Below are 24,531 nucleotides of genomic sequence, written 5' to 3'. Positions count from 1 at the left end.
AGCTTATCTGAAGTAGTTGCGGCATTCGGTCGGTGTGAAGCGGTCAATGCTGCGGCCGATCGCACTCCAGCGGCCATCGACTGTTCGCTCCGCGGTCTTGCGCAAGAGTGCCTTGAGCTTGGCGAAGACGTTCTCGATTTCAATCCAAATCGGTTCACTCAGCTGGGCGATTGCTCCAGTGTCCTGAGTCCCAAGTTCGCAATCATAGAGTAGCGTTACCATGCCAAGATGGGGGCGAATAGCGGCCGACCTGCCCTTATATCATCTCTGGCCGACCGCATGCGCAGGCACGCCCTCCTGGCGGGGGGTGTCGAAAGAGTAGGGGCCTTCGGGTCGACCATCTCGAATGATCGTCGCCGAGGAACCGCGGAATAACATCAGCACAGAGTCCCGCTGAGGCGTTTCGATAGCGTGTGGTCGCGCTTGCGCTTGGGCCACCAGCCCATTGAGCGTCTCATCCACGAGTGCGATGAAGCGTGGTGGACCGGACGCCAACACCAGGCCATCTCCGGGCGCCGGTCTGATGATATACCGCTCGTCCGAGATATTGAGCGCATCGAGGGCGGCCGTGAACGCCTCGAAGCTGATCGGGCCCAGTAGTAGCAGACGAGTTTGTGCTTCCTTCGCGGCAGACACGTAAAGCACGAGCCCATCGTAGTACCACTGAAGATTGTAGAGGTTCGTCAGACGGTCGAGGAATTCGCGCGGTGCCAGATCCGGCATGCGCCCGCGAATCCGTCCCTTCACCTCGCCGCTAATGCTAACTCTGATATTGAGGTTATTGCCGAATTCCTGCAGCGCGGCAGGGAGCTCCTGATCCAAAACCGAATAGCGATAGGTCGCCGAGGGCAGGGACAGGGGAGCGCCGAGCACCTTCTGTGTTCCGGTCGAAATGAAAACCCCGAAACACAGAACTGCGTTCAAAACGCACGGGATCATGGATCGGATGAGCATTCTCGCTTTCTTTGACTTAGCCAACGGGAGTGAAGTCACGCAAACTTGGAGACCAAACGTGATCTTTAGATGACGCCGGGAGGGGGCGAATTCGTCAGCTTGTCGTCAGCTCGCCTCTCTAGGACATTGGGCTGTAAATGGGTCTTGAACGGCCGGTCTCATCACGTCTCGAAGAGAGCAAGGTCCCTCCATTATGATAATAGGCGCTGCGCCGATTTCACCCAACCTGACCGAAAGTCTGTCCAAGACCTGCAGGCCAACAGAGGTCAGCGAGCAGGTCCAGTTCCAACAGAGCCTTTTGCAGGTGTCTGCGTCTCAGGACGTTACGCCTCCAGTGACAGAAGTAGCGCCTGTTCCCCCGGCATCCGAAGTTTGGCGAACAACAACGCAGGCTAGTCCGCTGGGCGAGCGCATCCTCCAGAATCTTTCCTCGCTGTATCGGGTCAATGCAGTTCCACACGTCGCGGCGGGCGGTGGGGCCACTCTTGCGAAGGCTGTAGAGCCTGGGTCGGCGTCGCAGCCCCTTTTGCGGCAACCGGGCGCGGCGGAAACACGTCTGTCGAGCGCCCCTCGCAGCGTAGATAACTTCGAGGCGATGATGACGAATCTGAAGGATGTCTCTGACAGCGTCATGCAGGTAACGCTCATTTCGAATGGCATTGGCAGCATTAGTTCATCACTGAACAAGCTGATATCGGCGGGCTGAGTGGGGCGAATGATTGGTTCAATCTGTCGCGAAAGCGGCCACGAGCGCCCATCCCACAAGCGGCATCGCGCCCTGGCTCTACTGCCGCTCCTTCTTCCTCTTATTGGTTGCAAAGCTGATCTCTACACTAAAGTTCAGGAACGTGAAGCGAATGAGATGCTTGCGGTCCTCCTTAAGAACGGGGTCGATTCGGTCCGCGTTGCGGCCAAGGACGGGACCAGCACGATCCAGGTCGAGCAGAACCAAATTGCCGTTTCGATCGACCTGCTGAATGCCGAAGGCCTGCCGCACCACTCTTTCAAGAGTCTCGGGGAAGTGTTCAACGCCGCGGGCCTGATTGCTTCGCCGACCGAGGAGCGCGCCCGTTACGTTTATGCCCTGAGCGAGGAATTGTCGCGTACGATCAGCGATATCGACGGTGTTCTGTCAGCGCGCGTCCATGTTGTTCTGCCGAAAAACGACCTGCTGCGACGGGACGCCACACCATCTTCGGCGTCGGTTTTCATCCGGCATGACTCCAGGGCCGATCTCTCAATCCTGCTGCCGCAGATTAAGATGCTCGTTGCCAACAGCATCGAGGGCCTATCCTACGACAAGGTGGCTGTGGTGTTTGTGTCGGTCGAGCGGCCTGCACTCGAACAGCGGCCGGCGCCGGCGGCTGCAATCGCCCAAGCGCCTGGATTGATTTCAACGCCATTGCTTGCGGTCGGAACGGGTCTCGGTGGCGCGGTATTCGGTGTGCTGTCCTACGTCTTGCTGAGCGCTCGTGTACGGCAGCGCAGGCAATCATCTCCCAAGGTAGCCGCGGTTGGCGGACGTTCGGCGGCGTCCGCTATCGAGGTCGTTCGCAAGGCGATTAACCCAAATGCCGCCTAGGGTAGCGTTCGACATGGAGCCATCGAAGGCGTCCGCCGAGCGGCGTTGTCCATCGCCATCGTGCGAGCTCGCTGCCTCGGTTCATCCGACCCGCCTTGCCGCACGACTTGATGCGAACCTATCGGCTGCGACGTTGATACAGCTGCAGAAAAGCTCCCGGCTGCAGATAAGGATGGCGCGGTTGCTGCTTGACAACGAAATGGACTTGAACGGAGCTGTATCTGGCCCGGATCTTCTGCTCGGACATGATCCGAAACGGGCCGCTCTGCTCGCCGGCAGCATTTGGCATGCCCGTTCGCTGCTAAAGCTGATCTCAAAACAGCATGTCGCCGTGCTGATCGGGCGTGTCGGTGAGGAAGTGCAGGCTTTCGGTATCCGACATGCATCGCACGCGGTTTCAACCAGAGTCATTGCCGATCCACAACAACTCGCGCAAGAGATTGATGACGATGGGCATGCCTGTCTCGGCGCCTGGCTCGACGAAGTGTCAGCGCCTGACCGCAGCCGCGTGCTTCTACGCTTAGCGGTCGGAACTGCCGCCGATCATCCAGAAAACGAACATCGCGAAGCCGCAAGCCGATTGTTCTCCTTGGTTTTGGCCCATTTGGCGACGGAAGGCTAGGTGCTATGACAGCCGACGATTCCGCGCCGCCATTAGCTCCGCATTTGCGCCCGCTTGGCCCGCTCATAGAAGCGAAGGATCTCGAAATCTGGCAGGAGGCCGTCGCTGCGCGAGCCGCGGCAGAGCGGCATCTGCAGCGCGTTCGTGGCTGGGCGCGCAGAGCTTATCAGCTGGAGCGAGCGCGCGGCCGCGCCGAGGGGGTGACGGCCGGCGCCGAGGAAATGTCGCAGCTTGTCGCGCAGGCGACCTCGGAAGTGGCGCGGAGAAACGCCGCTCTAGAGGAGGAGTTGCCACAGCTCGTGATGGAGATCGTAACTGATCTGCTGGGCGCCTTCGATCCCGGCGAGATGTTGATGAGAACGGTTCGTCACGCGATCCTGCGAAAATATGGCGGAGCGGAACTTTCCCTTCATGTGTCGGCCATGAATGCCGAATCGCTTGCACGCGAATTTGCTGCGTGCGACGGACGGGAGGGCCGGCCCACTGTCCGAATTGTTCCGGATCCGGCGCTCTCCCAGCACGAGTGCGTGCTGCGGAGCGAGTTCGGCAATGTCGATCTCGGACTTGCCGCACAGCTCCGCGCGCTGCGTCTTGGGCTTGGGCTACCTCCTCAGGCAGGCGAACTGTGACAACGCGGGCGGCAAACCATGCTCATCGCGATGGCGAGGGGAGTGCGCACGCGGCGCTATCGCGTCTGCGATCGACAGTAAGACATGTCGACACGCGTCCCGTACGCGGACGGATCACGCGCGCGATCGGCACGCTCATTCATGCAGTCTTGCCGGACGCGCGGATTGGAGAGCTCTGTGTCGTGCAGGATCCGCGCACCGGATTTTCGCTTGAGGCCGAGGTGATCGGTTTATTGCCGGATGGCGTGTTGCTGACGCCGATCGGTGACTTGCTGGGCGTGTCCGGCCGCGCAGAAGTCGTCGCTACGGGACGAATGCATGAAGTGCCGGTGGGGCCCGATCTGCTTGGCCGGGTGATCGACAGCTTCGGCCGTCCTCTCGATGGCAAGGGCGCAGTCAAGGCCACAGAAACTCGTCCGCTGCGCGGCCAAGCTCCAAACCCAATGACGAGGCGCATCATCGAGCGACCATTGCCACTCGGCGTCCGTGTCTTGGACGGTCTTCTGACATGCGGCGAGGGCCAGCGCATCGGCATATATGGGGAGCCTGGTTGTGGCAAGTCGACCTTATTGGCACAGATCGTAAAGGGCGCGATTGCCGACGTGACCGTAGTTGCCCTGATCGGCGAGCGTGGGCGCGAGGTGCGTGAATTCATCGAGCGGCATCTAGGGGAGGCAGCCCTTCGCCGCACGGTCCTCGTCGTTGAGACCTCCGATCGCTCGGCGATGGAGCGGGCGCAATGTGCCTATACTGCAACCGCGCTCGCCGAATATTTTCGCGAGCAAGGCCTGCGCGTCATTCTGATGATGGATTCATTGACGCGTTTTAGCCGCGCGATGCGCGAAATCGGGCTTGCTGCGGGTGAGCCACCAACCCGGCGGGGCTTTCCTCCCTCTGTCTTTGCCATGCTGCCGGGCTTGCTGGAGCGAGCGGGCATGGATGAACGTGGCTCAATTACAGCCTTCTATACCGTGCTTGTTGAAGGTGAGGGTACTGGCGATCCAATCGCCGAGGAAACGCGCGGCATTCTCGATGGTCATATCGTTCTTTCACGCTCTATCGCGGCTCGCGCGCAATTCCCCGCTATCGATGTGCTCTCGAGCCGCAGCCGCGTCATGGATGCCGTCGTATCTGCGCCGCATCGCAACGCGGCGTCCTTCTTCCGCGATCTGCTCTCACGCCACGCAGAGGCCGAATTTTTGGTCAAGGTCGGCGAATACAAGCAGGGCAGCGATCCGCTGACGGACCGGGCTATTGCCTCTATCGATGACCTGCGCAAGTTCTTGCGCCAGGGTGAAAACGATGCCTCCAATTTTGAAGAAACCGTCACATGGATGTGCCGTCTGACCGCATGAGTTGCATTCACGCTTCGAGATTGCGGCACGTAAAGGAAATACGTGAGCGCGGTGCTCGCGCTGAGTTGTCCAATTTGGAGGCTAAATGCCGCATCGAGGCCTTGGCCGCAGAGCGTGCAGGGCGAGAACTTGCAATTGCAGAAGAACGTCGCGCACAGGCGGAAGTAGAGGTTTACGAGCAGCTGACATCGCTCGGTACCGTGTCCGTCGTTGAACTCGATCGTTGCGAGCTCATCTTTGAGAGGCTCGCAACTGAGGTCACGTCGAAACGCCAGACGCTGGAGGACGCCCGTAGCGCTCAAAAGCAGGCCGAAACAGCGGCCTCCGAAGGGCGGGTGCATTGGGCCAAATGTTCCGCGGCAACTGACAAATGGCGGCAAATCGAGACCGACGTCCAGCGGGCGGCCGACACCCATGCGGAGGTTACAGCCGAGATAGAGGCCGATGATGAGGTCTCGCTTCGTTATGGGCGGGCTTTGCCTCACAAAATGGCAGACGGTTCAATCTGATGAGCGCTAGTTCTCTTGCATCGCAAGCGTGCGGTCTTGTAGACCCGCCTCCTGCAGATCGTGCGGTCGAATACACGAGCTACGAGCCGTCACTCATTCTGACCCATACGTTCGTCTCGTGGCTCAATAGCATCGCCGGACCCCGCACGCCTTTGCAGACGAGCCTTGGCGGTAAACCGCTATCGGTGCGATTGGAACGACCTGTCTGGCAGGTGGAACCTTCTTCTATATCGATGCTCGACTGTGTTTGGAGCGTCGGAGATGAAACGATCGTTTTGTCGATACCCCATGCACTTGCCGAGGCGTTAATCTCGGCAGTACAGAGCGGCCTAGCGTTGCCTTCCGAGCCAAGTCGTTCGCTCGTTCTCGAACTTGCACTCGAACCGTTGCTGGCACCTCTGGAGAATCAGATTCAGCAGCGGCTGCAACTGCTTCATGTTGGAAAGGCCGAGACGATGGGGCCTTATATCGAATTCGGCGTCATCTACGGTCCGGTCAGGAGCAAGGGTCGCCTATTTCTCTTCTCGCCTCTTGATAAACCGATACCGCCGGCGTTCCAGGCCTTAGGCGAACTCTTCGGTCAATTGCTGCGCGAAACGCGCAAACTTTCCAAAGAGCTCCCCATCATCGTTGCAGGAGAAATGGGCGCGCTTCGCACGACTGCCTCGCTTCTTCGCAAAACGAGTGCAGGCGATGCTTTGTTGCCAGACCTAATGCCATTCGCCCGTGGTGAGATCATTCTCACTGCGGGCCGGTTATGGACCGTGGCAGAAGTCGCCGGCAACCACCTGATCCTGCGGGGACCATTTCGGTCGGTCCCGCGACAACAGGAGTACGCAAACATGACGACCCCGCCCGAACCGCAGCATCCGCCCTCGGAAGCCGATCTCGACGACATCGAGGTCACCCTCGTCTTCGAGTGCGGCCGCTGGCCGATCACGCTGGGAGCATTGAGGGGTCTCGGCGAAGGACATGTGTTCGAACTCGGCCGGCCGGTCGACGGCCCAGTCGATATCCTTGCAAACGGCCGAAGGATCGGCAGTGGCGACATTGTACGTATTGGGGACGAGCTCGGCATCAGGCTCCGTGGCGGGTTCGGCGGCCATGACTGACGTTCAACCAGCAATCCTTGCCCTTCTTGCGGTCACGGCCGGGCTCGGCTTGTTGCTCTTCGCGGTCGTCACGACCACGGCGTTCATCAAGGTATCTGTCGTTCTCTTCCTCGTTCGCAATGCTCTTGGGACCCAGTCGATACCGCCGAACATCGTTTTATACGGCGCAGCATTGATCCTCACCGCCTTCACCAGCGCCCCGGTCTTTGAACAGAGCTACAATCGAATCGCCGATCTGCAGCTCCGCTATCAAACGCTCGAGGATTGGGTAAGTGCTGCGAAAGAGGGGCAGGAGCCGCTGCGAGGCTATCTCAAGAAGTTCACCAATGAAGATCAGCGAGGATTCTTCCTGTCCTCGACCGAACGTGTCTGGCCAGAGGAGATGCGCGGCAAAGCCACAGCTGATGATTTTGTCATTCTCGTCCCATCTTTTCTCATCTCAGAACTCAAGCGTGCCTTCGAAATTGGCTTTTTGCTCTATCTGCCTTTCATCACGATCGATCTGATCGTAACGACAATCCTGATGGCCATGGGCATGTCAATGGTATCTCCGACAGTGATATCCGTCCCGTTCAAGCTCTTTCTATTCGTGGCGATCGATGGCTGGTCGCGTCTCATGCACGGGCTGGTGCTGAGCTACACAACACCGGGAGGTTGAGCATGGACGACACAACTATTCTCGCTCACATGAGCCGGTCGCTCGTGCTTTTCATGATCTGGGTTCTGCCTCCACTCATTGCAGCGGCGGTTGCCGAAACCATCATCGGTATCCTCCAGGCGGCAACGCAGCTCCAGGACCAAACGTTGCCTCTGACCGTGAAGCTTCTCGTCGTCGTTGCGGTTATCGCTCTGTTCTCTCCGGTGCTGAGCGCCCCGCTCATCGAACAAGCCAAGCAGATCTTCACTGAGTTTCCTGGACTCACGGCGAGTTACTAGCAGTCGTCGCGATGTCTGACTTATCAAGCGCCGAGACGCAAAGCCTGATCCAGGCGGCCATCGAACTCGTCGTTGCTGCCGGCCTTGGTGCGGCCCGTCCCGCGGGCATCATGCTGGTCCTTCCCGTATTTACGCGGTCGCAGATTGGCGGGTTGATCCGCGGCTGTTTGGCCGTTGCGATCGAACTACCGTACTTGGCACGGATCGGCGATGGCTTGAACGCGCTAGATCCGGACACACGTCTGATCAAGATCACGCTACTGGGTTTGAAGGAGGCGTGTGTTGGCCTCTTGATCGGTGCCCTGCTCAGCATCCCGCTGTGGAGCCTCCAGGCTGTCGGGGAAATCATCGACACCCAACGAGGCATCACCAGCGTGGTCGCGCCCGCCGATCCGGCGACACGCAGTCAGGCCTCGGCGACAGGACTGTTTCTCGGTATCACGGCGATCACCATCTTCGTTGTATCGGGAGGCCTGCAGACTATGATCAGCGTACTTTATGGCAGCTATCTAATCTTGCCAGTGTATCAGTTCCGGCCCACGGTGAGCGTGCAAGGAACCATTGAATTGTTCGGTGTGATCGACGGCATCATACGTACCACAATTTTGGTGTCTGGGCCTGTGGTGGCTTTCCTGTTGCTTGTCGATATATCAGCGATGTTACTCCAACGCTTTGCGCCGCAATTCAACCCGAAGGACCTGTCTTTGACGATCAAGAATATCGGCTTTGCGATCGTCATGGTCACGTACACCGTATATCTCATCGAATACACCCAATCGGAGATCAGCCAGTCGAACCGCGAGTTGGAGAGGATCGAAAGGCGACTTAAATGAGCGATACGAGCGAAGAGAAAACGCTCCCCCCCTCCGACAAGAAGCTGAAGGATGCGCGCAAGAGAGGACAGGTTGCGCACAGCACGGATTTGGTTAGAGCCGTCAGCGTCTGCGCAGGTCTCGGCTATCTCTGGTTGGAAGCCAGTTCCATTCAGGACAAGTGCCATCAAGCGCTCATGCTAACTGACAAACTGCTGGATAAGCCGTTCGACGTTGCGGTCCAGCTGGCGCTGGGCGTCTTGCCCGAACTCGTTCTCGGCATTGTTGGCCCATTCCTCGCCACTATTGTCGTCGGGGCAATTCTGACGACAGTCTTGGCCAATGGTGGAATGATCTTCTCCTTCGAGCCGGTAAAGCTGAAATTCGAGAACGTTGATCCCATACAGGGATTGAAGCGCATCGCTTCCATGCGTTCCCTCGTCGAGCTTGGGAAGACGATGCTAAAAGCCATCGGCCTCGGAGCGATCTTCTTCTTTGTCGTTGTCGGCGCGTGGAAGACACTGGTCTATATGCCGGCTTGCGGCATAGGCTGCTTCGGCTTCGTCTTCATGGAAGTCAAACTGTTGATAGGGATTGCCTGCGGTGCCTTTCTCATCGGCGGATTGATCGATCTTCTCATCCAGCGCTGGTTATTTTTGCGCAGCATGCGCATGACCGAGAGCGAGGCAAAGCGGGAGTCCAAGGAGCAGCAAGGTAACCCGGAGGTGAAACGGGAACACCGTCGTCTCCGTCGAGAGCAGGCCCGCGAGGCTCCGCTCGGGGTGAATCGCGCAACATTGATCTTGACCGGGCAGGAGATGCTGGTCGGGGTACGCTACGTTCGTGGCGAAACCGGCGTCCCTGTCGTGGTTTGCCGCGGCGAGGGCGAAGCCGCTTCACGGCTCTTTGATGAGGCGCGGGCCCTTCATCTCACTATTGTCAATGACCACGCCGTGGTCCGTGAGCTGATCCGCAGCGCCAAGCTTGGTAACCCCATTCCAACCCAGTATTTCGAGTCTGTCGCAAGGGCTCTCCTTGCCGCTGGTCAAGTCTAGATCATATTGTAAATGAGATCGCATTGCAGAAGGACGTCGTCGCTATTGAGACGGCTGTCCGGCCGTAGTACCGGCTGACGTAAGATCTGATGACGACTTGCTGTTAGCTGCCTGTCCCAGGTTGCTGTTATTGCCCGTCGCGAAGCTCTTGTATGTGCTAACGGGGATCGCCGCACGATTGCCGTCGCTCGGCATGACGGCTGGATTGCCAATCAAGTCACGGGGATCGTTGACCATGATAGCAAGGTTGTTGCGGATCGAGCAGCCAAGCGTCGGGTCGAAAGAATTGTCGTTCACTGACGGACCAACGATTGACATCGACGGACAGTCGGGAGGGTGCGCCTCATACATAATCGCCTCGATTCGTGCGGCAAAGCGTTCGCGCCGGGTAATGAGAGGGCCGTACAGGCGGATATTGTGAGGGTCAACGCCCATTGTGCGGGCCTCACTGGCTATCTGCACTCCGAGCCGAGGTGGGCCGGCAATGTTGAGATGGAGCGCGTCACGCAGACCGCGACTGGTACTCGCTATGAACTCCCGCAGACGCTGCCGTTCGGCCCCGCGAAGGCTCTGCAACAGTAAAACGTTCTTCTCCTCTTGAACCAGGGTCGCTTGCGCAGCCGGATCGACAGAGGTCGGCGCAGTGCTTGTGCAGCCGGCTAGACCTGTCGCGAGAGCGATCAGGGGGCATACGATGCGAAAGGTCATTGGCTGATCCTCATTCGGTGTTGTCGCCGGCGCCCCTAGTCGTGCTCGGTGCGCTGGTGGCGGGAGCACCGCGCCCCGGCGGCCGAGTTGCCAAATGGTTCGTCAGAGTGCGTGCGAGATCTGAGGGCGGTGCGATGGGGTCGGTGGGGGCAATTATCGGCCGCGTGTTCGATCTTGGCCGCACGACGTAAGGCGTCACGATAATCACGAGTTCCGTCTCCTCCCGTTGAAACTGGGACGAGCGAAACAGCGCACCAAGAATCGGTATGTCGCCGAGCCAAGGAAAAGTCGTGATGTCAGTGTTGAAGTTACGCCGGATTAGCCCACCGATTGCAAAGCTTTGGCCGCTTGCGAGTTCGACGACCGTATTGGCACGTCGGGTGGAGAGAGCCGGCACGGAAATGCCGTTAACGGTGACAGCGCCTTGTGACGATAGTTCACTGACTTCAGGCTTCACGCGGATATTGATCTGATTATTGCTAAGAACGGTCGGCACGAACTCCAGGCTAACGCCGAAGTGGCGGAACTCGACGGAAACCTGCCGATTGTCCTGCAAGACCGGAATAGGAAATTCGCCACCGGCCAGGAAGCTTGCCGATTCACCGGACATTGCGGTCAGGCTCGGTTCAGCAAGGACGGAAGCGAGGTGTTCGCTGGCCAGTGCGTCGAGTACAGCGCTGACGTTGACACCGCCAGCGTTGAATCCAATCCTCGCCGTACCGCCGCCCTGCGCGGCGCCGCCACCTCCACCGCTGCCACTGACCAAGCCGAGGGTGAAGGGACCAGCTTGACCGAATGCGGAGAGGTTGACTCCGAGCTCCTTCATGGCGCTCCGGGAGACCTCGGCCACGCGCACGCTCAAATTGACCTGCAGGGATCCAGCCACCTGGATCTTATTAAGGACAAGTGCACCCGAACCGAGAAACTGCTCGGTGACTTTCACGGCGCTGTCAACGATCTCAGCATTGGGTGCCGTGCCGCTAAGGATGGCGCCGCGCGGGGTATAGCTGGCTTGGATCGGATAGTCGCCGACCTGGGCTTTCAGCGTGGCGCGCAGATCCTCGATCGGCTGCGAAACGACAACGCGTAGCTCAGCAAGAGCCTCCCCGTTCTCGTTCAGTGCGAACAGGCTGGTCCGTCCCGATTTCTTGCCAAAAACGAAAACGGTCTTGTTCGACGGTGCCTGATAATCCGCGATCGCAGGATCGGCGACAAAGACGCTCGCGGCTGGCGCGGGCAGATGAATTGTCTTACCAATCGAAGGGGAAAGGTTCAGCGTCCCGGTTATGGCATCAGGGACCGGACGCGGCGTTCCTCCTCCATTATCGCCCTTAATCTGGGCCACGGCAGTAAGTGGGGATAGCAGAACGACCGCGCACAAAAGATGCGACAGATAAGGCAGAAAGCTCGACGAGAAGGCGTTGGCAACGATCGGTCCCCCATTGGCGCTAGCATGCTTGTCAAGAATGACGTTCAAGATGGTGTTTTCTTTCAAGTTCGATTGACTACGCGGCCGAGGCCGCGGATTTCAATTCAAGGACGTAGCCGATCCCGCGCGCGGTCTTTATCCGTAACGTTGCACCGGACTGGCTCAAATGACCGCGTAAACGATAGATTCCGACCTCAAGCGCGTTCGTCGAGACTTCGTTGTCAAATGCATAGAGCCCATCCTCCAATGCCGCGCGCGCCACGGTACGCCCTGCACGGCTGAGCAAATGTTCAAGAATGCACACTTCGCGGCGCGCAATCTTCAGCGGCCGGCCATTGACGGATGCTTGCCGACCAACCGGATCGAATCTCAAGTTCCCAAAGGTAACGACGGGCGACGTCATTTGCGTGGCTCGGCGCAGAGCGGCGCGCATCCGGGCGATGAGTTCATCAGGAGACACGGGTTTGGGCAGGAAGTCGTCCGCACCGCCATTGAAAATCGCGATCCGCCTACCGAGCTCGTTAAGGCTGCTCATCATCACCGCCGGCATCGAATACCCGTCGCGCCTCAACTGCTTCAGCCACTCCAAACCGTCTCCGTCCGGCAGGACCAACTCGAGGAGGAGGATGTCATAGCGGGCACAGCCAAAGGCGGCGGCTGCCTCATCGAGCGTACACGCTAGATCAACGGCAAAACCACAATCCGAGAGCGCTTGGTGTACAACACGCGCTGGGTCCGTCTCATGATCAACCAGTAGCGTTCGCATTTCATCCCCTCTTCTCAAGTCATGCCAAAACCACTGAGCACGTCATCCCGAACGTGACCCGAGCGAAATTGAAAAGTCCGGCTTGCCCGTAAACCCTGGCAGCCGGAATAGATGAAGAAGAGCAGTGCCAGCCAATCGAACACTTGATCCGATCCATTGTCAGTTCGATTCGCAATTTCGATCTCCCGGTGTGGCTCGCATGCGTCTTGGTGACGTCCAATCTGGTCTTGCCACAGGGGCTTAGGCGGCAATCAATCAAATGCATCGAGTGGCAGCACCCTCGCTTTTCGCTGCGACAATTTGGGAATTTGTCACCGACATCATGAGGTATGATTGCGAGAGCACGATTGGTGAAATCGATTTTTTGGATGAAATGCATTTACATTTCGGATCGGTGACATGCGTTCCCGGAGTCTTGATTTAAATCTCCCCATTGCGGTTGATGCCCTGATGACCGAGCGCAGCTTACTGCGGGGTTTCGATGGCAGACGAGCGATGATGTAGGTGATGTGCATCGCCGCCCGCCCAATTTGCCAGCCTCTCGCGGGTGATAGACGTTCCGCGCTGAACCAGCGGACTCACTCATTCGGCCTTGAGCCGAGACGGCGAGCGGCTAGATCCTGTTGAAAGTCTCGATCGCCGCGCAGACGATCTGTCGTCACATCTGCAGGCCGCAAAGTTGCTCAATCCTTATCGCGCCGCCACCCCATGCCTCTGGCTGCGAAGCACAGGCCCCTCGATAGGTGCCGAACGCCGGCAGACCCGACCTTCAGTCACTTCCGATGGGATGGCGACGGTGCACCCGCCAGGCGCGCCGAACGACTTGCGGGCACATCCCGCATCGGCGTTGTGAAGCATGCGCCTTGGGCGGCTTAGCCGGCCGCATTGCACCGATTCTGATGAGCGGCCGCGAACCGGATGGATATCGAGCGTTGATGGTGCCGTTCGCTCATCCGGGGACGACGATGCGAAGACAACGGGCCCTGGCGTCGAACCACTACGCCTGCTCCAGCCGTAAGTGGGCCGAAGCTGACACACTGTCAGGGGTGCATAAACCACACTGGGGGGTGGAGTGTATTTGTCGAGGAGCGTGACGGGATGAAGCGAGGCGAGCTTGGGGTTTTGAGACATTCTGTCTGGCTTGAAGTTTTGGGGCGACCGGAGAGGGCGCGACCTTTTCCGGAAAACGTGCGACACTTGTTCGGAATCCTACAATCTGACGCAATGTACGATTCAAGTCCTTTTGAGCGTTCATAGTTAGAATAGATCAAACTAGCTGGTCTTGGAGCGACGGTGCAGGAACCGGCAAGAGAGTTGTGCGAACCAGAGGAGCCTTCTTTCGCGCCGCTAGGCATCACAGTTCCCTCTCGCCTCAGTGGAGACGGACAACGGGCCGTGATGTGCTTCAACACGGATCAGCCAGCTTACAAACGGCGTCAATCTTGACGTGCCGATGCCTCTGCCATCGCAAATCCGGTAACCGCATTCGCGCGGCGCGACCGAATTGGGGACGTGGTCACACGATCAGGGGATGATTGCGATCCGGTCGGATCGTTGGGCGATTGCTGATATACCTGATCCCAAGCATCCGGGCAGAATCCCAGCAGGCCTGCGGCTCGCGAAGGCTTTCTTGCCTGTTTGGAGCTAGCGTTCTTACGAGACGCCGCCCGCGCGGTCAGCCGAGAGGTCGGGTTGGCCTGAAATGGAAACCGCTCGGAGTGAACCGCCTGGCCACGGCACGCACGTCGCGTTCGCCTGTTTCGAGCGCGATCTTCTGGGCGAGCATGACGTCTCCGATCGGCAGAGCGCCGGCCGGCGAGAAACATAACCCCTCGCCCGGGCAGCCTCTTTCGTCGATCTCGCACACGTTCACCGAGGCCCCCAGGTGGATCCTATAGCGCTGTCCGGTGTCACTTCCGACGACCTCGAAGTAGCCCTTTTGGACAAACTGCTCCCGCTGCACCGGCGACAGCCATTGCTGCAAGAGGCACAGCGACCGACCCTCCGGCGTCCGCTCGGCGCCGTGCCTGATGATAAGGGCCCGCATCGCGCGCATCCGAGAACGGCCGCCCGGCGGCATCGATCGGAAGCCGAACATGGCAGGAATGCCGACTTAGCCGCCAACCAGCCTGGGGAAGAAAACGGTTTCTTCCGCGTTTGGGTCGAACGATCGGATCTGTGAGACCTGACCTGGACCGGTCCGGACCGCTGCGGTGAAACCGATATTCGTCAGCTCGTAGAACCGCTGCTTCGCCTTCGCCAGTTCTTGTGCGTCGTCGGCGTTGAAAGGATGACGGCTGTCGCCGGTGTGGTCCATCACGATCTGGATTGCCATAATCGCCCTCCTCAGATTGCTGATAGCCATAGAGCCTCGATCCAGTATCTGGTCCAGAGTCGTGAATTTTCAAGGGAGGAGTATTCCAACGCAGTTGCCGATGTTCTGCTGATCGCAGCGGGCAAGGACGCGCGCATGCACCGTAAACAGCGGCAGCACGGAAATGGAAGAAGGGGTGCGCTTTCCGACTTGAGAACGTGCGGACGTTCACGGAAGGTATTGGGCTTAGTCTGCGCAAAAAAAGCTCCAGCTGTGGGACTGAAGCCGTCTTTCCCAACGACCGCTTCCGATATTGGGGGGCTTTTAGGTTCGGAAGAGCGTCTTCATTCTGCGCTGCGCATTTCGAGCCGACAATTTTCGAGCCGATGCACTCAAGAATAAGAGTAAGACGATTGCGCTGTCATCATTTGCCAGTCAAGCACCGAGCTATCACTCGTCGTTCAATCTGCGAGTCTTTCCGCACAAACAGCGGCTTATGGAAAACAAGGCCCGAAGGGAGGTTCGCAGTGGGGAAGGTGCGACGCTTGCGCGCGATGGGTTCGCTGTGTCGACAACAGGCCGCAACAGCGTGAAGGTGAAAGCCTCTCGCCGAACTGATGCGAAGCGCCCGCTGGACATTCACCTCCTCAGTTCATGGTATGACGCTGCTGGCCTTCAGCGTGTCCCCGCCAATCTCGCGATTGCACGGACAGAGCTCGTCGGTCTGCAGCGCATCCAACACACGGAGGGTGTCCTTTGGGCTACGGCCAACATTCGGGGAGGTAGCATAGACATGCTGTATGCTATTGTCGGGGGCGACGATGAAAGTATAGCGGTTGGCGACCCCCTCGGGCGCCCGAACGCCAAGTCCATCAACCAGCTCGCCCTTGGTGTCCGCGAACTGCCATATGGGCAGATGATGCAGGTCCTTATGCTCGCGCCGCCAGGCCAGCTTGCAGAACTCGTTGTCGGTCGAGCCGCCGAGCACGACCGCATCACGCTCGGTGAAATCCTTGGACAAGCGGCCAAACTCGGCGATTTCTGTCGGACAGACGAAGGTAAAATCCTTAGGGTAAAAGAAGATGATCTTCCATTGCCCGGGGAAGCTCCTTTCATTCAGCGTCTCAAACGCGCTCTGACCGTCCTCTTCCTGCGCGTGAAAGCCGGGCTTCACGCCGGTAATCTCGAACGACGGTAACTTACTTCCAATTCCAAGCATTCTGTTCTCACGTACTCTATTCGGGTGAAGGGAACAATTCGGGCATCAGCGAAGCAAGCTACATGCCATTCGTTCTCAAGACTGCTGAGTCTGTACCCAGGACCGTGGCTGGGTGAATCTGCCCGGCCTTTCATTGCCTTGCCCAGGGGAGGCTGGAGGGAGACAGACAAGACGTGCAAGAAATGAGTGACGTTCATCAAGCGCAGCTATTCTACCAAGTTTTCTTGCAAATCGTCTTTTTGTCGACGCCGCATTCGGCGAGCGTCATCGCGGTCGCGGCACGAGGTGATCTTGCACAGCGCACGCACAGCGCTAGACAAGTGTCAACGGGTGGCACTGGCGGTTCTCCATTAGCCAACGCCGGATGAAACGTAACTTCAGCCTCTTGCCATAGAGCGGAGCGGAGAAAATCTCCTACAAAAGGAGAGTGCTCAGGATCGTAAGCCCCACCGTTGTAGATACAAATTCTCCAGCAGACGCCCTGAGTCTGGGCTGGGAGGGACCATTATCGGTCAACACTTTTCGTGTCGTCGTGTTCAGCCGTGTTCGGTTTTAGACGCTTGTGTCCAGAACCGAACGCTTACACGCTAAGTTGGCTTTCCTGCAGAGCCTAGCTAGCAAGACATGCGGGTCGTCTTTGATGGCACGCCAATTGCTGGATACGAATAGGCAGTTTCGCAACATGTGGTGGTCTCGGTGTCCGGGTTTTGAAATGCGGGTACTCGATTGGTCGCAGATCAATGCGATGGATGCTGCCCCGTGAGCGTGATCCGTCTGGGAGGCGCTGCGCCATGGGGGGGCTGCTGTCGCTATCCGTGCCGAACTATGACCGTCACCTTGGTGCCCGCGAAGAAGATGGCAACGCAGCATGTGACCAGCGTGGAGCGGGGCCGAGAATCCGCGCTGCTCGAATTGCGCGGGTCCTCATCGACCCAAAACAGACAGTCGCCCCTCCGACACTTATGTGTCGTCGCGCCCTGCCTTCACACGGAAGCAAAAGGAGTCCAAAGAATGCTCGCGCCTAGCTATTCCGAGGCCCTTGAGTTCGCGATCGACCGTTCCTACGACATTAACCTCGACATGCTGAGGTCGCGAAAACTGCACCTTGACACTTACAACGATTATCTTGTCGGCACATATCCGCCTCTCAAAGCAATGGGCGAGCTGAATGCCGACAAATTGTTAGGCGAGATTACGCCATCGATTGACCTCTACTTTCACATACCCTTTTGTAATCAGTATTGCACGTTCTGTCACTTCGCTAAGGAAATCAATCCGCGTTCCGGACGTGTAGAGCGCTACCTGGCGGCTCTCGACAAGGAAATGAGTTGGTCGGACGCGGCGCTCGCCGGTAGGTCTATTGAGACAGCTTTCTTTGGCGGTGGCACCCCCTCGATCTTGACCAACCCACAACTCAAAGCGCTATTTGACATGATCAATCAGCGCTTTGATCTATCGAAGTCCGAAGTGAGTTTCGAATTACATCCATCTCTTGGAAAGCAGGTGGACGCAGCAGAGCGCATATCCACCCTACTCAAAAACGGCGTAAACCGCTTCGTGCTGGGGGTTCAAAGTCTTGATCAGAATATATTGCGAATATTGAACCGCGGGCACGGTGTGGACGAGGTTAGGCAACTGGTTAAATTGCTGAATAAGCTGGGTGTTCAGAATCTGTCGCTAGACCTTATCTATGGGTTGCCGCAGCAAACGCTTCGAAGTTGGTATGAATCGCTCATCGGTCTTTTGGATATGGGCGTGGAGAAGTTCAATATCTTCCCATTGTTGTTCAAATCCACGGACCCCGTAGCTCGCCATTTGAGTAAAGGACGATACCAATTCGCTGGGGCGAAGGAGCGCATCGTCATGCATTTCATGGCTGAGCACATCCTCACGAGACTTGGCTATCGCCATGGCCCGATCTTCTATTGGACAAAGAAGTCGCAGCCGCACTCTGTTCAGCAGCGTCGCAAATACGATTCCTGGAACGACAATAATCTGGTCCCGTTTGGGGTTGGCGGGTTTGGCTACATGAGTCAGTGCCAATTCTACAACGAGGCACATTTAGATCGGTACTTAGACATGGTTGAGTCTGGCGCGAAGCCAGTGTGGAAAGGTGTCGTCCTGACGCAAGACGATCTGATGCGCAGAACAGTGATGCTCGCGTTGCGAAGTAGTGGAGTTCCGCTCTCCCGCTTCGAGAAGGAATTTGGAGTGTCCATGGAACAATACTTTCGTCGCGAGATCAAAAAACTAACTGAGGCGGGACTCATCAGCATTTCAAACGAAGGCGTGCTGATGTTAACCACCGCTGGCATTATCAATTCGGGAGCGGTATCGCTGCAATTTTTCTCCAACGAGGTGCTTGAGCGGGTCGCGCGAACCGACAGCAGGATCTTAGATAAACGAACTGATCTCATCGAGAAGCACGACTACTCACCGGCCGCCCGATACGGGGCGACTGCGGAAATGCAAGCTATTTTCAGCCAGGGCCGGTGAGTGCTCGCTATGTTCGCCAGTATTTCCCCTCTTGCCCAAAGATCGCCGCACAACTGCGCGCAAGACATGTTCTCTCATTTGACCGATCGCATTGATCGTCGACAACGAAAACGACCGCTTGGGCGATTCAGCGACTTTGTCGTCGATGAACTGCCACACGATATTGCGCAGATCAAATGCAGCGAGCGGCCGGATGAAGCGGTTAGGGCCCTCGGTCGCAGTATTAGCGCGATTGTAGCGGACAAGGACTATGATGCGCTGGTGCGGGGGCTGCCGCACTCCGAGTTCGAGGTTGCCAAGACAGACATTCAATATCTCACCAATTGTGCTTATCACATGTCGGCCTTTGCTGGCCTCGATCCCGGGGATGCCGAATTGACGGTGGGGGAGGGCTTAAGTCGTCTTGCCCGCTTATCGCGCCAGCGGCAGCCTGGCATTGAGGTCCTCTCCTACGAGGATATGATACTTACGAATCCGGTGCAGACCGATCCGCGTGTCTACTGCCTTGGAGCGGCCGGGGTTGAGGAACGAGACTTTTGCTTAGGCCACCAACTCATCGAAAGCGAATTGCAGTTGGCAATCGACGCTCTGCTCGAGTTGCGAGATGTGGCTGACGCTGACGCCCATCAATGTCTTGCGCTATGCATGAAGCACCTCGAGACAGCGAATAATGTCCTTACGCGCTTTCACGAACATATGTCGCCGGATCTATTTGGCCAGTTCCGCGTGTTTTACGCAAAGAATCCTTACAAGGATAGGCTTGGCCCGAGCGGCAGATTCTCGGGCCGTATTGTGGCTGCCTCAGTGCTGCTGATCGGCGAAGAGCTTTTCCTGCAGAAACCGCAATTTTTTTCGGATGTATATCGGCTGTCCGAGTACTACCCGCAAGCGTACATTCGTAAGGTATTCCGCTGGTTGTCGCCAAACAAAGAAGACGCGTGGCTCAAACCGGATTGGCTGGAAGGAAAAGCGGACTTCCCTCGATATGCAACCATTTCGCCCGTGATAGAGCACGGCAACAGTGAAATCCGAATGCTGCGGGCCTCCTGTGTTCGTGCGCTGGATCGGTTTACCCTGATGCACCATAGTACGGCTTTGAAGTATACGGTTGAGCCCGGTCGACCGGTTGTCGGAGTTGAGGCATCGGAAAGTATCGACGCTGTCCTTTTGCAGAGACTGTTGCCGACGGCGCCTCAGTAAGCATGGGGGTGCTATTTGCGTAGGAGAAAAGTGGATGGCGGGAGAGACGGCGGCCGTCGAGGCCAGTTGGCAATCGATGTCGACGTCTCAAGGCGAGGTGATCTTTCGTCGGTTCGAGCTAGGAGATGCCGATGATGTATGGCATCTGCATAGAGCCGCATCGGACGATGGTGGCGTGCGCGGGCCGGAAGGGACGTGGGAGGATGACTTGCGCAATATCGCGGAAGTATACATCAGGCCGGGCGGTGACTTCTTACTTGCCCATATTGGTTCTCAACTCGTCGCCATGGGGGGATTGAAGGCTGTGGATGCTGATGTCGCACAGCTGAAGCGCATGCGCGTCGATCCGGCCTTTCGAAGGCGAGGGTTTGGAAGGAGACTTCTTCGTGAACTCGAATCGAGAGCCGTTGCTGCGGGTTTCAAGCGGATCGTGCTGGACACGACAATGATCCAACTAGGTGCTCAAAGGCTTTATGAGACCGCGGACTATGTTCGCTGCAGGGAAGGGACGCTGCAGGGATATGCAGTGATCTTCTACGAGAAGCGGCTGGCAGACGAGGCTGGAGCTCTCCAATTGGCCAAGTGAGCTCGTGCGCTTGAGGCAGCTTCATGGCAGGCTAAAACGACGTGAGGTGCTCCTTGTGTCGTGCGTGTCCCACCGAGAGAGAGCCGCGCACCGGTTGATAAAACAACGAGATGGTCACCTGGAAGATGGTCCCTTATTGGCGTTATCAAGCTTGTGACGCCCACAAGGCCGATGGAACTAGCATTAGAGTTGGTGCGCCGGGACGCCGGCAAGGAGTAAGTGGTGGAAGTCCACTGCGATGAGCGAGTAGCGACCCACATCGGCCGCGAGCTGTGCGCAGGCGTCCGCGAGGATGTCGGCGAAGCGTCGGCGGGGGAGCGCATAGGCCAGCCATCGAGCTGCGAAAGAATGTTTTCCCGAGAGCCGACGCTGTCAACTGAGCGGAAGGCGACACGAAGGACGCGATATCGCGAGCGCCCGGTCGTTTCGGCGTGGTCGCAGACCCTGGCATGTGCAGAAGCTTCTTGTACGGGAACCGGGAGCTCTCTTGGTCGGCCAGATGCTCATGGAAGCAGCCTGGTCCGCGGCGGGAAGGCGAGGAGCTGTAGCCGCCGATGAACGATCAGGAGAGGTCTGACTCCGCCATAGTAGCTATGAAGTCGCCGAACAATGCCGGAGGTACGGTGGGCGGAGGCGATGGAGCGAAGGGCGGGCACCAAGGCAAACGCGAGACAGCAAAGCACACTCCGGACACGGGGCCGGGATCGTGTGATCCAGGAGCTTGATCGCGTACGGCGAGCCGCAAGGCAGAGGAAGAAGGAGCGGTTCACCTCGCTTCTCCACCATATCAACACAGACACGCTCCGTATGGCTTTCTACGCGCTCAAGCGCAAAGCAGCCCCCGGCGTGGATGGTGTGACATGGCAGGACTTCGAGACAGATCTGGAGCCTCGGCATGCGGATCTGCACCGGCGGGTCCACGGAGGAGCGTACCGTCTCCAGCCGTCCCGTCGGACGTACATCCCGAAGACTGACGGCCGGGAGAGAGCGTTGGCGATCGCTGCCTTGGAGGACAAATCGTCCAGGGTGCGACCGTCATGGTGCTCAACGCCATCTAAGAAGGCGACTTCGTCGGCTTCTCATACGGGTTTCGACCCGGTAGAGGCCCACATGATGGGTTGGACGCCCTGGCGGTAGCGATCACCACGCGGAAGCCGGTCAATTGGCACTACCAGATTTGGGCGTTTTGCAAGCAGTATCTTCGCCGTAGGATGACGGCAAAGAGCCAACAGCTTCGAAACGCGGAAAAGAATGCCATGGCGAGCATCAATCTCAGCTCCCAATCCATTGCAGGTGCACTTGCCGGACAGCGAGCCATCACCACCCTAAGAGTCATCAAATGGAGAGCGCTGGCCCCGAGACGTCGAGGTTTCCAGATGACACGCGGAATGAAGCCGATGGCGCGGATGGTCGCAGCAACAAGGCGCGCGCTCGCTATGTACGCTCGACCGGTGCTGCGCAATCTGGTGGCTCTATCGTCTCCATTTCGGATTCACCGGCGACGTGATGTTGGGGCTCGCCACGGTCACGGTTGCCCAGGAGAGATCCCGCTGCGGAATTTAGAAATCGTGCATCGAGCGCATCCCAGCCCGGTCGCAATGGCGCGCGCAATCGGCTTTGAAGCGAGTTCCGTCCGGGCCAAGAGATCGAGCTGTTATTAGTGGAACGAGCTTTGGTTCGGGGCGGAGTTGCGGTCGCCGTGTCCAAGGCGGGTGATTTGCAATCGTAGCAACCCGGCGTACCGCGTGACGTGAATCGCGATATACCAACCCTCAGCGGCAATTGCGCGCCGAGGACTGGTCATCAGCAAACTTCAGAACGGCATCTAAGAATCTGAAGTCTGGAGCCTCGTTAGTGAGGTCCTCAATTGAGCTTGTAAGAGGCCTGAAAGAACGTGCCCCACCGTTCCATGCTGTACTTCGCAAATCCTGGCGGTAACCGATCGCAGCCGGGTTCGCAGTGCCTGTTTTCGGCCTCCTTATTCGTCCACATGGCCCAATAGCGGCCTCCAACGCCTAGACTAATATTCTTGGTGACAAAGTACGACAAAAGGCCTTCAATTTGGACTCCGCCGCCACCATTGCCGTATTGTTCAGCAAAGGTGGTGTTGGGGCGCAAGAGATGATAGTCGCGGCCTTTGAAATCGGTCCAGGGCAGGTAAGCGATATCAGCATTCAGGCGCCAGCGCTCGGTCAGCATAGTTTCGGCGCTCAGGCCGATTCGAGGCGCATTCCATTGAGTATCCTCCGCACCGACGATTCTAGTCTCGCCCGGCTTCAGACATGGTTTATCCTGAGGCGCGACCTGAACGCAACCAGTGGTGTCTGAGCTCTGGCTGTAATAGGCCCAGCCTATAAATGCACCGACTTTGTAGTTCGCGCTGCGCAGGAAATCGTAACCGGCGTCCGCCGTGTAATATGCGAACCTTCCGTTTGACTGACCTGAAAGAGTATTTTGGTACGGGTATCCTTTGTGCCGGACCAACCAATCTTCGTCGTTCATCTTCCCTTTGTTGAAGCTTCCGATGCCAAGGTTACCCTTCAGGAACACTCCCCAGGGACTGTCGACACGGCCGAATACCTCCCCCGAAAGCCCGTCCAGTCCGTGATAAGTGAGCCGCGATAGGAGTAGGCCGGGGTCTCCGGCATAGCTACTCTCAAGTGCGCCGTGATCCCACTGGAATCGTCCCCGGCTCAGCCAGAGCCGCGAGCCGCCTTCGAACGACCAACCGGGCGCGTAGGGAATGGGTGGTGCGCTGCCCGCTGATTTCGCATACGGCGCATCGGACCTTGGTGCGGCCCCGAGGTCCATGCCAAAGTGGTAGTTCAAACCAACTCTTCCGATGTGATAGTTGCTGGACAGGCTGGTTGTGTTCGCCGGCAGGATCGCAGACGGAGATAACTGCACCGTCGAAGCGGTGGCGACACTCGGTCCGGCGAAATGCAGATAGTCGTACTCGACATTCACCGACCATGCAGGCGTAAGGGCTTGCTCCAGACCGACCCCGATGACGCCACCAACTCGGCCATAGTCGAAATGGGTTTTCTCCTGTGGCTGGCCCTCCGGTTCCACGTTGTTGACGATGTCGACCCGATTGTTTTGCCAGGCGACGCCTGCCTTGAGATAGGCAAGCGTTTTCCCTAGCGCGCCGAAGGCATAGCCGATGCGGCCGGTCCCGGTCGCAAAGAGGTTGGGACCTGCGTTGCAGTTTGCGCTTACAATCAAGTGGGAGGCGGCTAGGCAGGTGTTTGAGCCGTTGGCGGCAGCTGCGCTGGCATCCAGTTCGAGGCCGAACACCCAACTGTTATTCTGCCAATTGTAGCCGATCTGGCCACCTGCGACGAACGATGGAACATCGACGACGTCGCCATAGATCGACGGGCCAAAGGGATTGCTAAAGGAGGTTCGGCCGTACCCGCCGCCGCCGTGCCCGCCAATGTAGCCTCCAGACCAGTCCCACACCGCCGGTGGGAGTACTTGTCGCTCGAGGTCCGCCATAGCTGTACCCGTTGTGACGAGCGCCACCGTCGTCGCACCCAAAAAGAGAACTCTTGATCGCATAATGATTGCCCTGCACTTTCCCGAGACGCGGTCCCGCTCGCGGCAAATCGTCGGAGCGACTAGACACGTAATGACGCGCCGGGGCCGCTCCGAAGATCACCGCACTACGATTGGTGATGATGTCCTGAACGAAGCAAGCCGCGTGCCGGACTAATCGTATATTCTGCGCGAGTTTTCTAAGAGTGTGTCGCGTCAACTTCCTTACCATGGTTTGAAGGCGGACAATTGAGCGTCGATAGCCTACATTGCGCGGCAAGCGTAGAAGGCGCGCGCATGTGCGAGTTTATGTTTGTTCATTGAAGTGTGCGCGGACCCGTTCCGCTCTTAATGAACAGCGTAATTTAAAGTGCAGTGTTCTTTTGTCCGCGCGAGCTACGGTGATGGCAAGCAGCCGGTCGTTGCAAGTTCAGCTCGTGTCAGTTATTGGGAGCGTGAGTGCGCGAGAAAGCTAGGAGCCGCGCCCGGACCGCTTTAGCGGCGCCCGTCGTCTTGCGGCTTTCGTCGCCTTCGTTGCGTCCTTGATCGCGCAGAGATAGTTGACCGGAACGAGGGCAAGATCGGATGGAGCTCGGGCCGAACTGGATCACTCTCTAGTAGCTGATCTCGCTGCCCAAACGGGGTCTCAGGGTCGCGACTGGAGGGGAAAGGATTTTCTCTGCGCTGCGCGCGAAAGTAGATCTAGGGGC

Annotated in this window: 22 protein-coding genes and 1 pseudogene; 14 read left to right on the top strand and 9 right to left on the bottom strand. The window is 58.0% G+C overall.

What is annotated here, in order from left to right; genetic code table 11:
- Positions 1–3: 3 nt before the first annotated feature.
- Positions 4–153, bottom strand: a pseudogene (locus ACNJX9_RS35460) (IS630 family transposase); the annotation flags it as partial.
- 108 nt (positions 154–261) lie between these two features.
- Positions 262–954: a nodulation protein NolW gene (locus ACNJX9_RS35455; protein WP_162268299.1), complete on the bottom strand. Its 693-nt coding sequence runs from the start codon at positions 952–954 to the stop codon at positions 262–264.
- A gap of 193 nt (positions 955–1,147) precedes the next feature.
- Between ACNJX9_RS35455 and ACNJX9_RS35450 the strand changes: the two genes are divergently transcribed.
- The 11 genes from ACNJX9_RS35450 (at position 1,148) to ACNJX9_RS35400 (ending at position 9,566) form a co-directional block, all read left to right on the top strand.
- Positions 1,148–1,660, top strand: coding sequence for a nodulation protein NolB (locus ACNJX9_RS35450; protein WP_439406716.1), 513 nt, complete (start codon positions 1,148–1,150; stop codon positions 1,658–1,660).
- A gap of 9 nt (positions 1,661–1,669) precedes the next feature.
- Entirely contained in the window at positions 1,670–2,536 is an 867-nt protein-coding gene (gene sctJ / locus ACNJX9_RS35445; protein ID WP_057741024.1) for a type III secretion system inner membrane ring lipoprotein SctJ, read from the top strand.
- 172 nt (positions 2,537–2,708) lie between these two features.
- Entirely contained in the window at positions 2,709–3,158 is a 450-nt protein-coding gene (locus ACNJX9_RS35440) for a nodulation protein NolU (protein WP_439406714.1), read from the top strand.
- A gap of 5 nt (positions 3,159–3,163) precedes the next feature.
- Positions 3,164–3,787 (top strand): type III secretion system stator protein SctL, encoded by a 624-nt coding sequence (sctL, locus tag ACNJX9_RS35435; protein WP_439406712.1) that lies wholly within the window; start codon positions 3,164–3,166, stop codon positions 3,785–3,787.
- Complete coding sequence (gene sctN / locus ACNJX9_RS35430; protein ID WP_439406710.1) at positions 3,784–5,142, top strand: type III secretion system ATPase SctN; 1,359 nt, start codon at positions 3,784–3,786, stop codon at positions 5,140–5,142. Before sctL ends, sctN begins: the two co-directional genes overlap by 4 nt.
- Entirely contained in the window at positions 5,118–5,651 is a 534-nt protein-coding gene (locus ACNJX9_RS35425) for a hypothetical protein (protein WP_439406708.1), read from the top strand. The genes sctN and ACNJX9_RS35425 overlap by 25 nt, the downstream gene beginning before the upstream one ends.
- The gene (gene sctQ / locus ACNJX9_RS35420) at positions 5,651–6,763 is read left to right on the top strand and encodes a type III secretion system cytoplasmic ring protein SctQ (RefSeq protein ID WP_439406706.1); all 1,113 of its coding nucleotides are present in this window, start codon (positions 5,651–5,653) and stop codon (positions 6,761–6,763) included. Before ACNJX9_RS35425 ends, sctQ begins: the two co-directional genes overlap by 1 nt.
- Positions 6,756–7,421 (top strand): type III secretion system export apparatus subunit SctR, encoded by a 666-nt coding sequence (gene sctR / locus ACNJX9_RS35415; protein ID WP_057741033.1) that lies wholly within the window; start codon positions 6,756–6,758, stop codon positions 7,419–7,421. The genes sctQ and sctR overlap by 8 nt, the downstream gene beginning before the upstream one ends.
- Positions 7,422–7,423: 2 nt before the next feature.
- On the top strand, positions 7,424–7,699 hold the full coding sequence (locus ACNJX9_RS35410) for an EscS/YscS/HrcS family type III secretion system export apparatus protein (RefSeq protein ID WP_258768918.1): 276 nt from the start codon (positions 7,424–7,426) through the stop codon (positions 7,697–7,699).
- An 11-nt stretch (positions 7,700–7,710) separates the two neighbouring features.
- A complete protein-coding gene (gene sctT / locus ACNJX9_RS35405; RefSeq protein WP_439406703.1) occupies positions 7,711–8,532 on the top strand; it encodes a type III secretion system export apparatus subunit SctT in 822 nt (273 codons plus the stop codon).
- The gene (locus ACNJX9_RS35400) at positions 8,529–9,566 is read left to right on the top strand and encodes an EscU/YscU/HrcU family type III secretion system export apparatus switch protein (protein WP_439406701.1); all 1,038 of its coding nucleotides are present in this window, start codon (positions 8,529–8,531) and stop codon (positions 9,564–9,566) included. The genes sctT and ACNJX9_RS35400 overlap by 4 nt, the downstream gene beginning before the upstream one ends.
- A gap of 42 nt (positions 9,567–9,608) precedes the next feature.
- Here the strand turns inward: ACNJX9_RS35400 and ACNJX9_RS35395 are convergent, their stop codons facing one another.
- The 6 genes from ACNJX9_RS35395 to ACNJX9_RS35370 form a co-directional block, all read right to left on the bottom strand.
- Positions 9,609–10,274, bottom strand: coding sequence for a CpaD family pilus assembly lipoprotein (locus ACNJX9_RS35395; protein ID WP_439406699.1), 666 nt, complete (start codon positions 10,272–10,274; stop codon positions 9,609–9,611).
- 10 nt (positions 10,275–10,284) lie between these two features.
- Positions 10,285–11,769, bottom strand: a complete 1,485-nt coding sequence (locus ACNJX9_RS35390) for a type II and III secretion system protein family protein (protein ID WP_439406698.1) — start codon at positions 11,767–11,769, stop codon at positions 10,285–10,287.
- Positions 11,770–11,779: 10 nt separating this feature from the next.
- Positions 11,780–12,469 (bottom strand): response regulator transcription factor, encoded by a 690-nt coding sequence (locus ACNJX9_RS35385; protein ID WP_057741046.1) that lies wholly within the window; start codon positions 12,467–12,469, stop codon positions 11,780–11,782.
- 1,675 nt (positions 12,470–14,144) lie between these two features.
- Entirely contained in the window at positions 14,145–14,567 is a 423-nt protein-coding gene (locus ACNJX9_RS35380) for a hypothetical protein (protein WP_083513859.1), read from the bottom strand.
- A gap of 15 nt (positions 14,568–14,582) precedes the next feature.
- Positions 14,583–14,804 carry a hypothetical protein gene (locus ACNJX9_RS35375; protein ID WP_057741050.1) on the bottom strand — a complete coding sequence of 74 codons (222 nt, stop codon included), beginning with the start codon at positions 14,802–14,804 and terminating at the stop codon, positions 14,583–14,585.
- A gap of 631 nt (positions 14,805–15,435) precedes the next feature.
- Entirely contained in the window at positions 15,436–16,002 is a 567-nt protein-coding gene (locus ACNJX9_RS35370; RefSeq protein WP_439406696.1) for a peroxiredoxin, read from the bottom strand.
- A 1,011-nt stretch (positions 16,003–17,013) separates the two neighbouring features.
- Between ACNJX9_RS35370 and ACNJX9_RS35365 the strand changes: the two genes are divergently transcribed.
- Genes ACNJX9_RS35365 through ACNJX9_RS35355 form a run of 3 tightly spaced genes read left to right on the top strand, consistent with a single transcriptional unit; the run spans position 17,014 to position 20,284 of the window.
- The gene (locus ACNJX9_RS35365) at positions 17,014–18,498 is read left to right on the top strand and encodes a coproporphyrinogen-III oxidase family protein (RefSeq protein WP_439406694.1); all 1,485 of its coding nucleotides are present in this window, start codon (positions 17,014–17,016) and stop codon (positions 18,496–18,498) included.
- 9 nt (positions 18,499–18,507) lie between these two features.
- The gene (locus ACNJX9_RS35360; protein ID WP_439406693.1) at positions 18,508–19,698 is read left to right on the top strand and encodes a hypothetical protein; all 1,191 of its coding nucleotides are present in this window, start codon (positions 18,508–18,510) and stop codon (positions 19,696–19,698) included.
- Between the two features lie 34 nt (positions 19,699–19,732).
- A complete protein-coding gene (locus ACNJX9_RS35355) occupies positions 19,733–20,284 on the top strand; it encodes a GNAT family N-acetyltransferase (RefSeq protein ID WP_439406692.1) in 552 nt (183 codons plus the stop codon).
- Positions 20,285–22,147: 1,863 nt separating this feature from the next.
- Here the strand turns inward: ACNJX9_RS35355 and ACNJX9_RS35350 are convergent.
- Entirely contained in the window at positions 22,148–23,824 is a 1,677-nt protein-coding gene (locus ACNJX9_RS35350) for an outer membrane beta-barrel protein (RefSeq protein ID WP_439406690.1), read from the bottom strand.
- Between the last annotated feature and the right edge of the window lie 707 nt (positions 23,825–24,531).

The organism is Bradyrhizobium sp. BLXBL-03 (genome assembly GCF_051853015.1).
In the GTDB taxonomy this organism is placed as follows: domain Bacteria; phylum Pseudomonadota; class Alphaproteobacteria; order Rhizobiales; family Xanthobacteraceae; genus Bradyrhizobium; species Bradyrhizobium manausense.
This window is presented reverse-complemented; position numbering and strand designations above follow the sequence as displayed.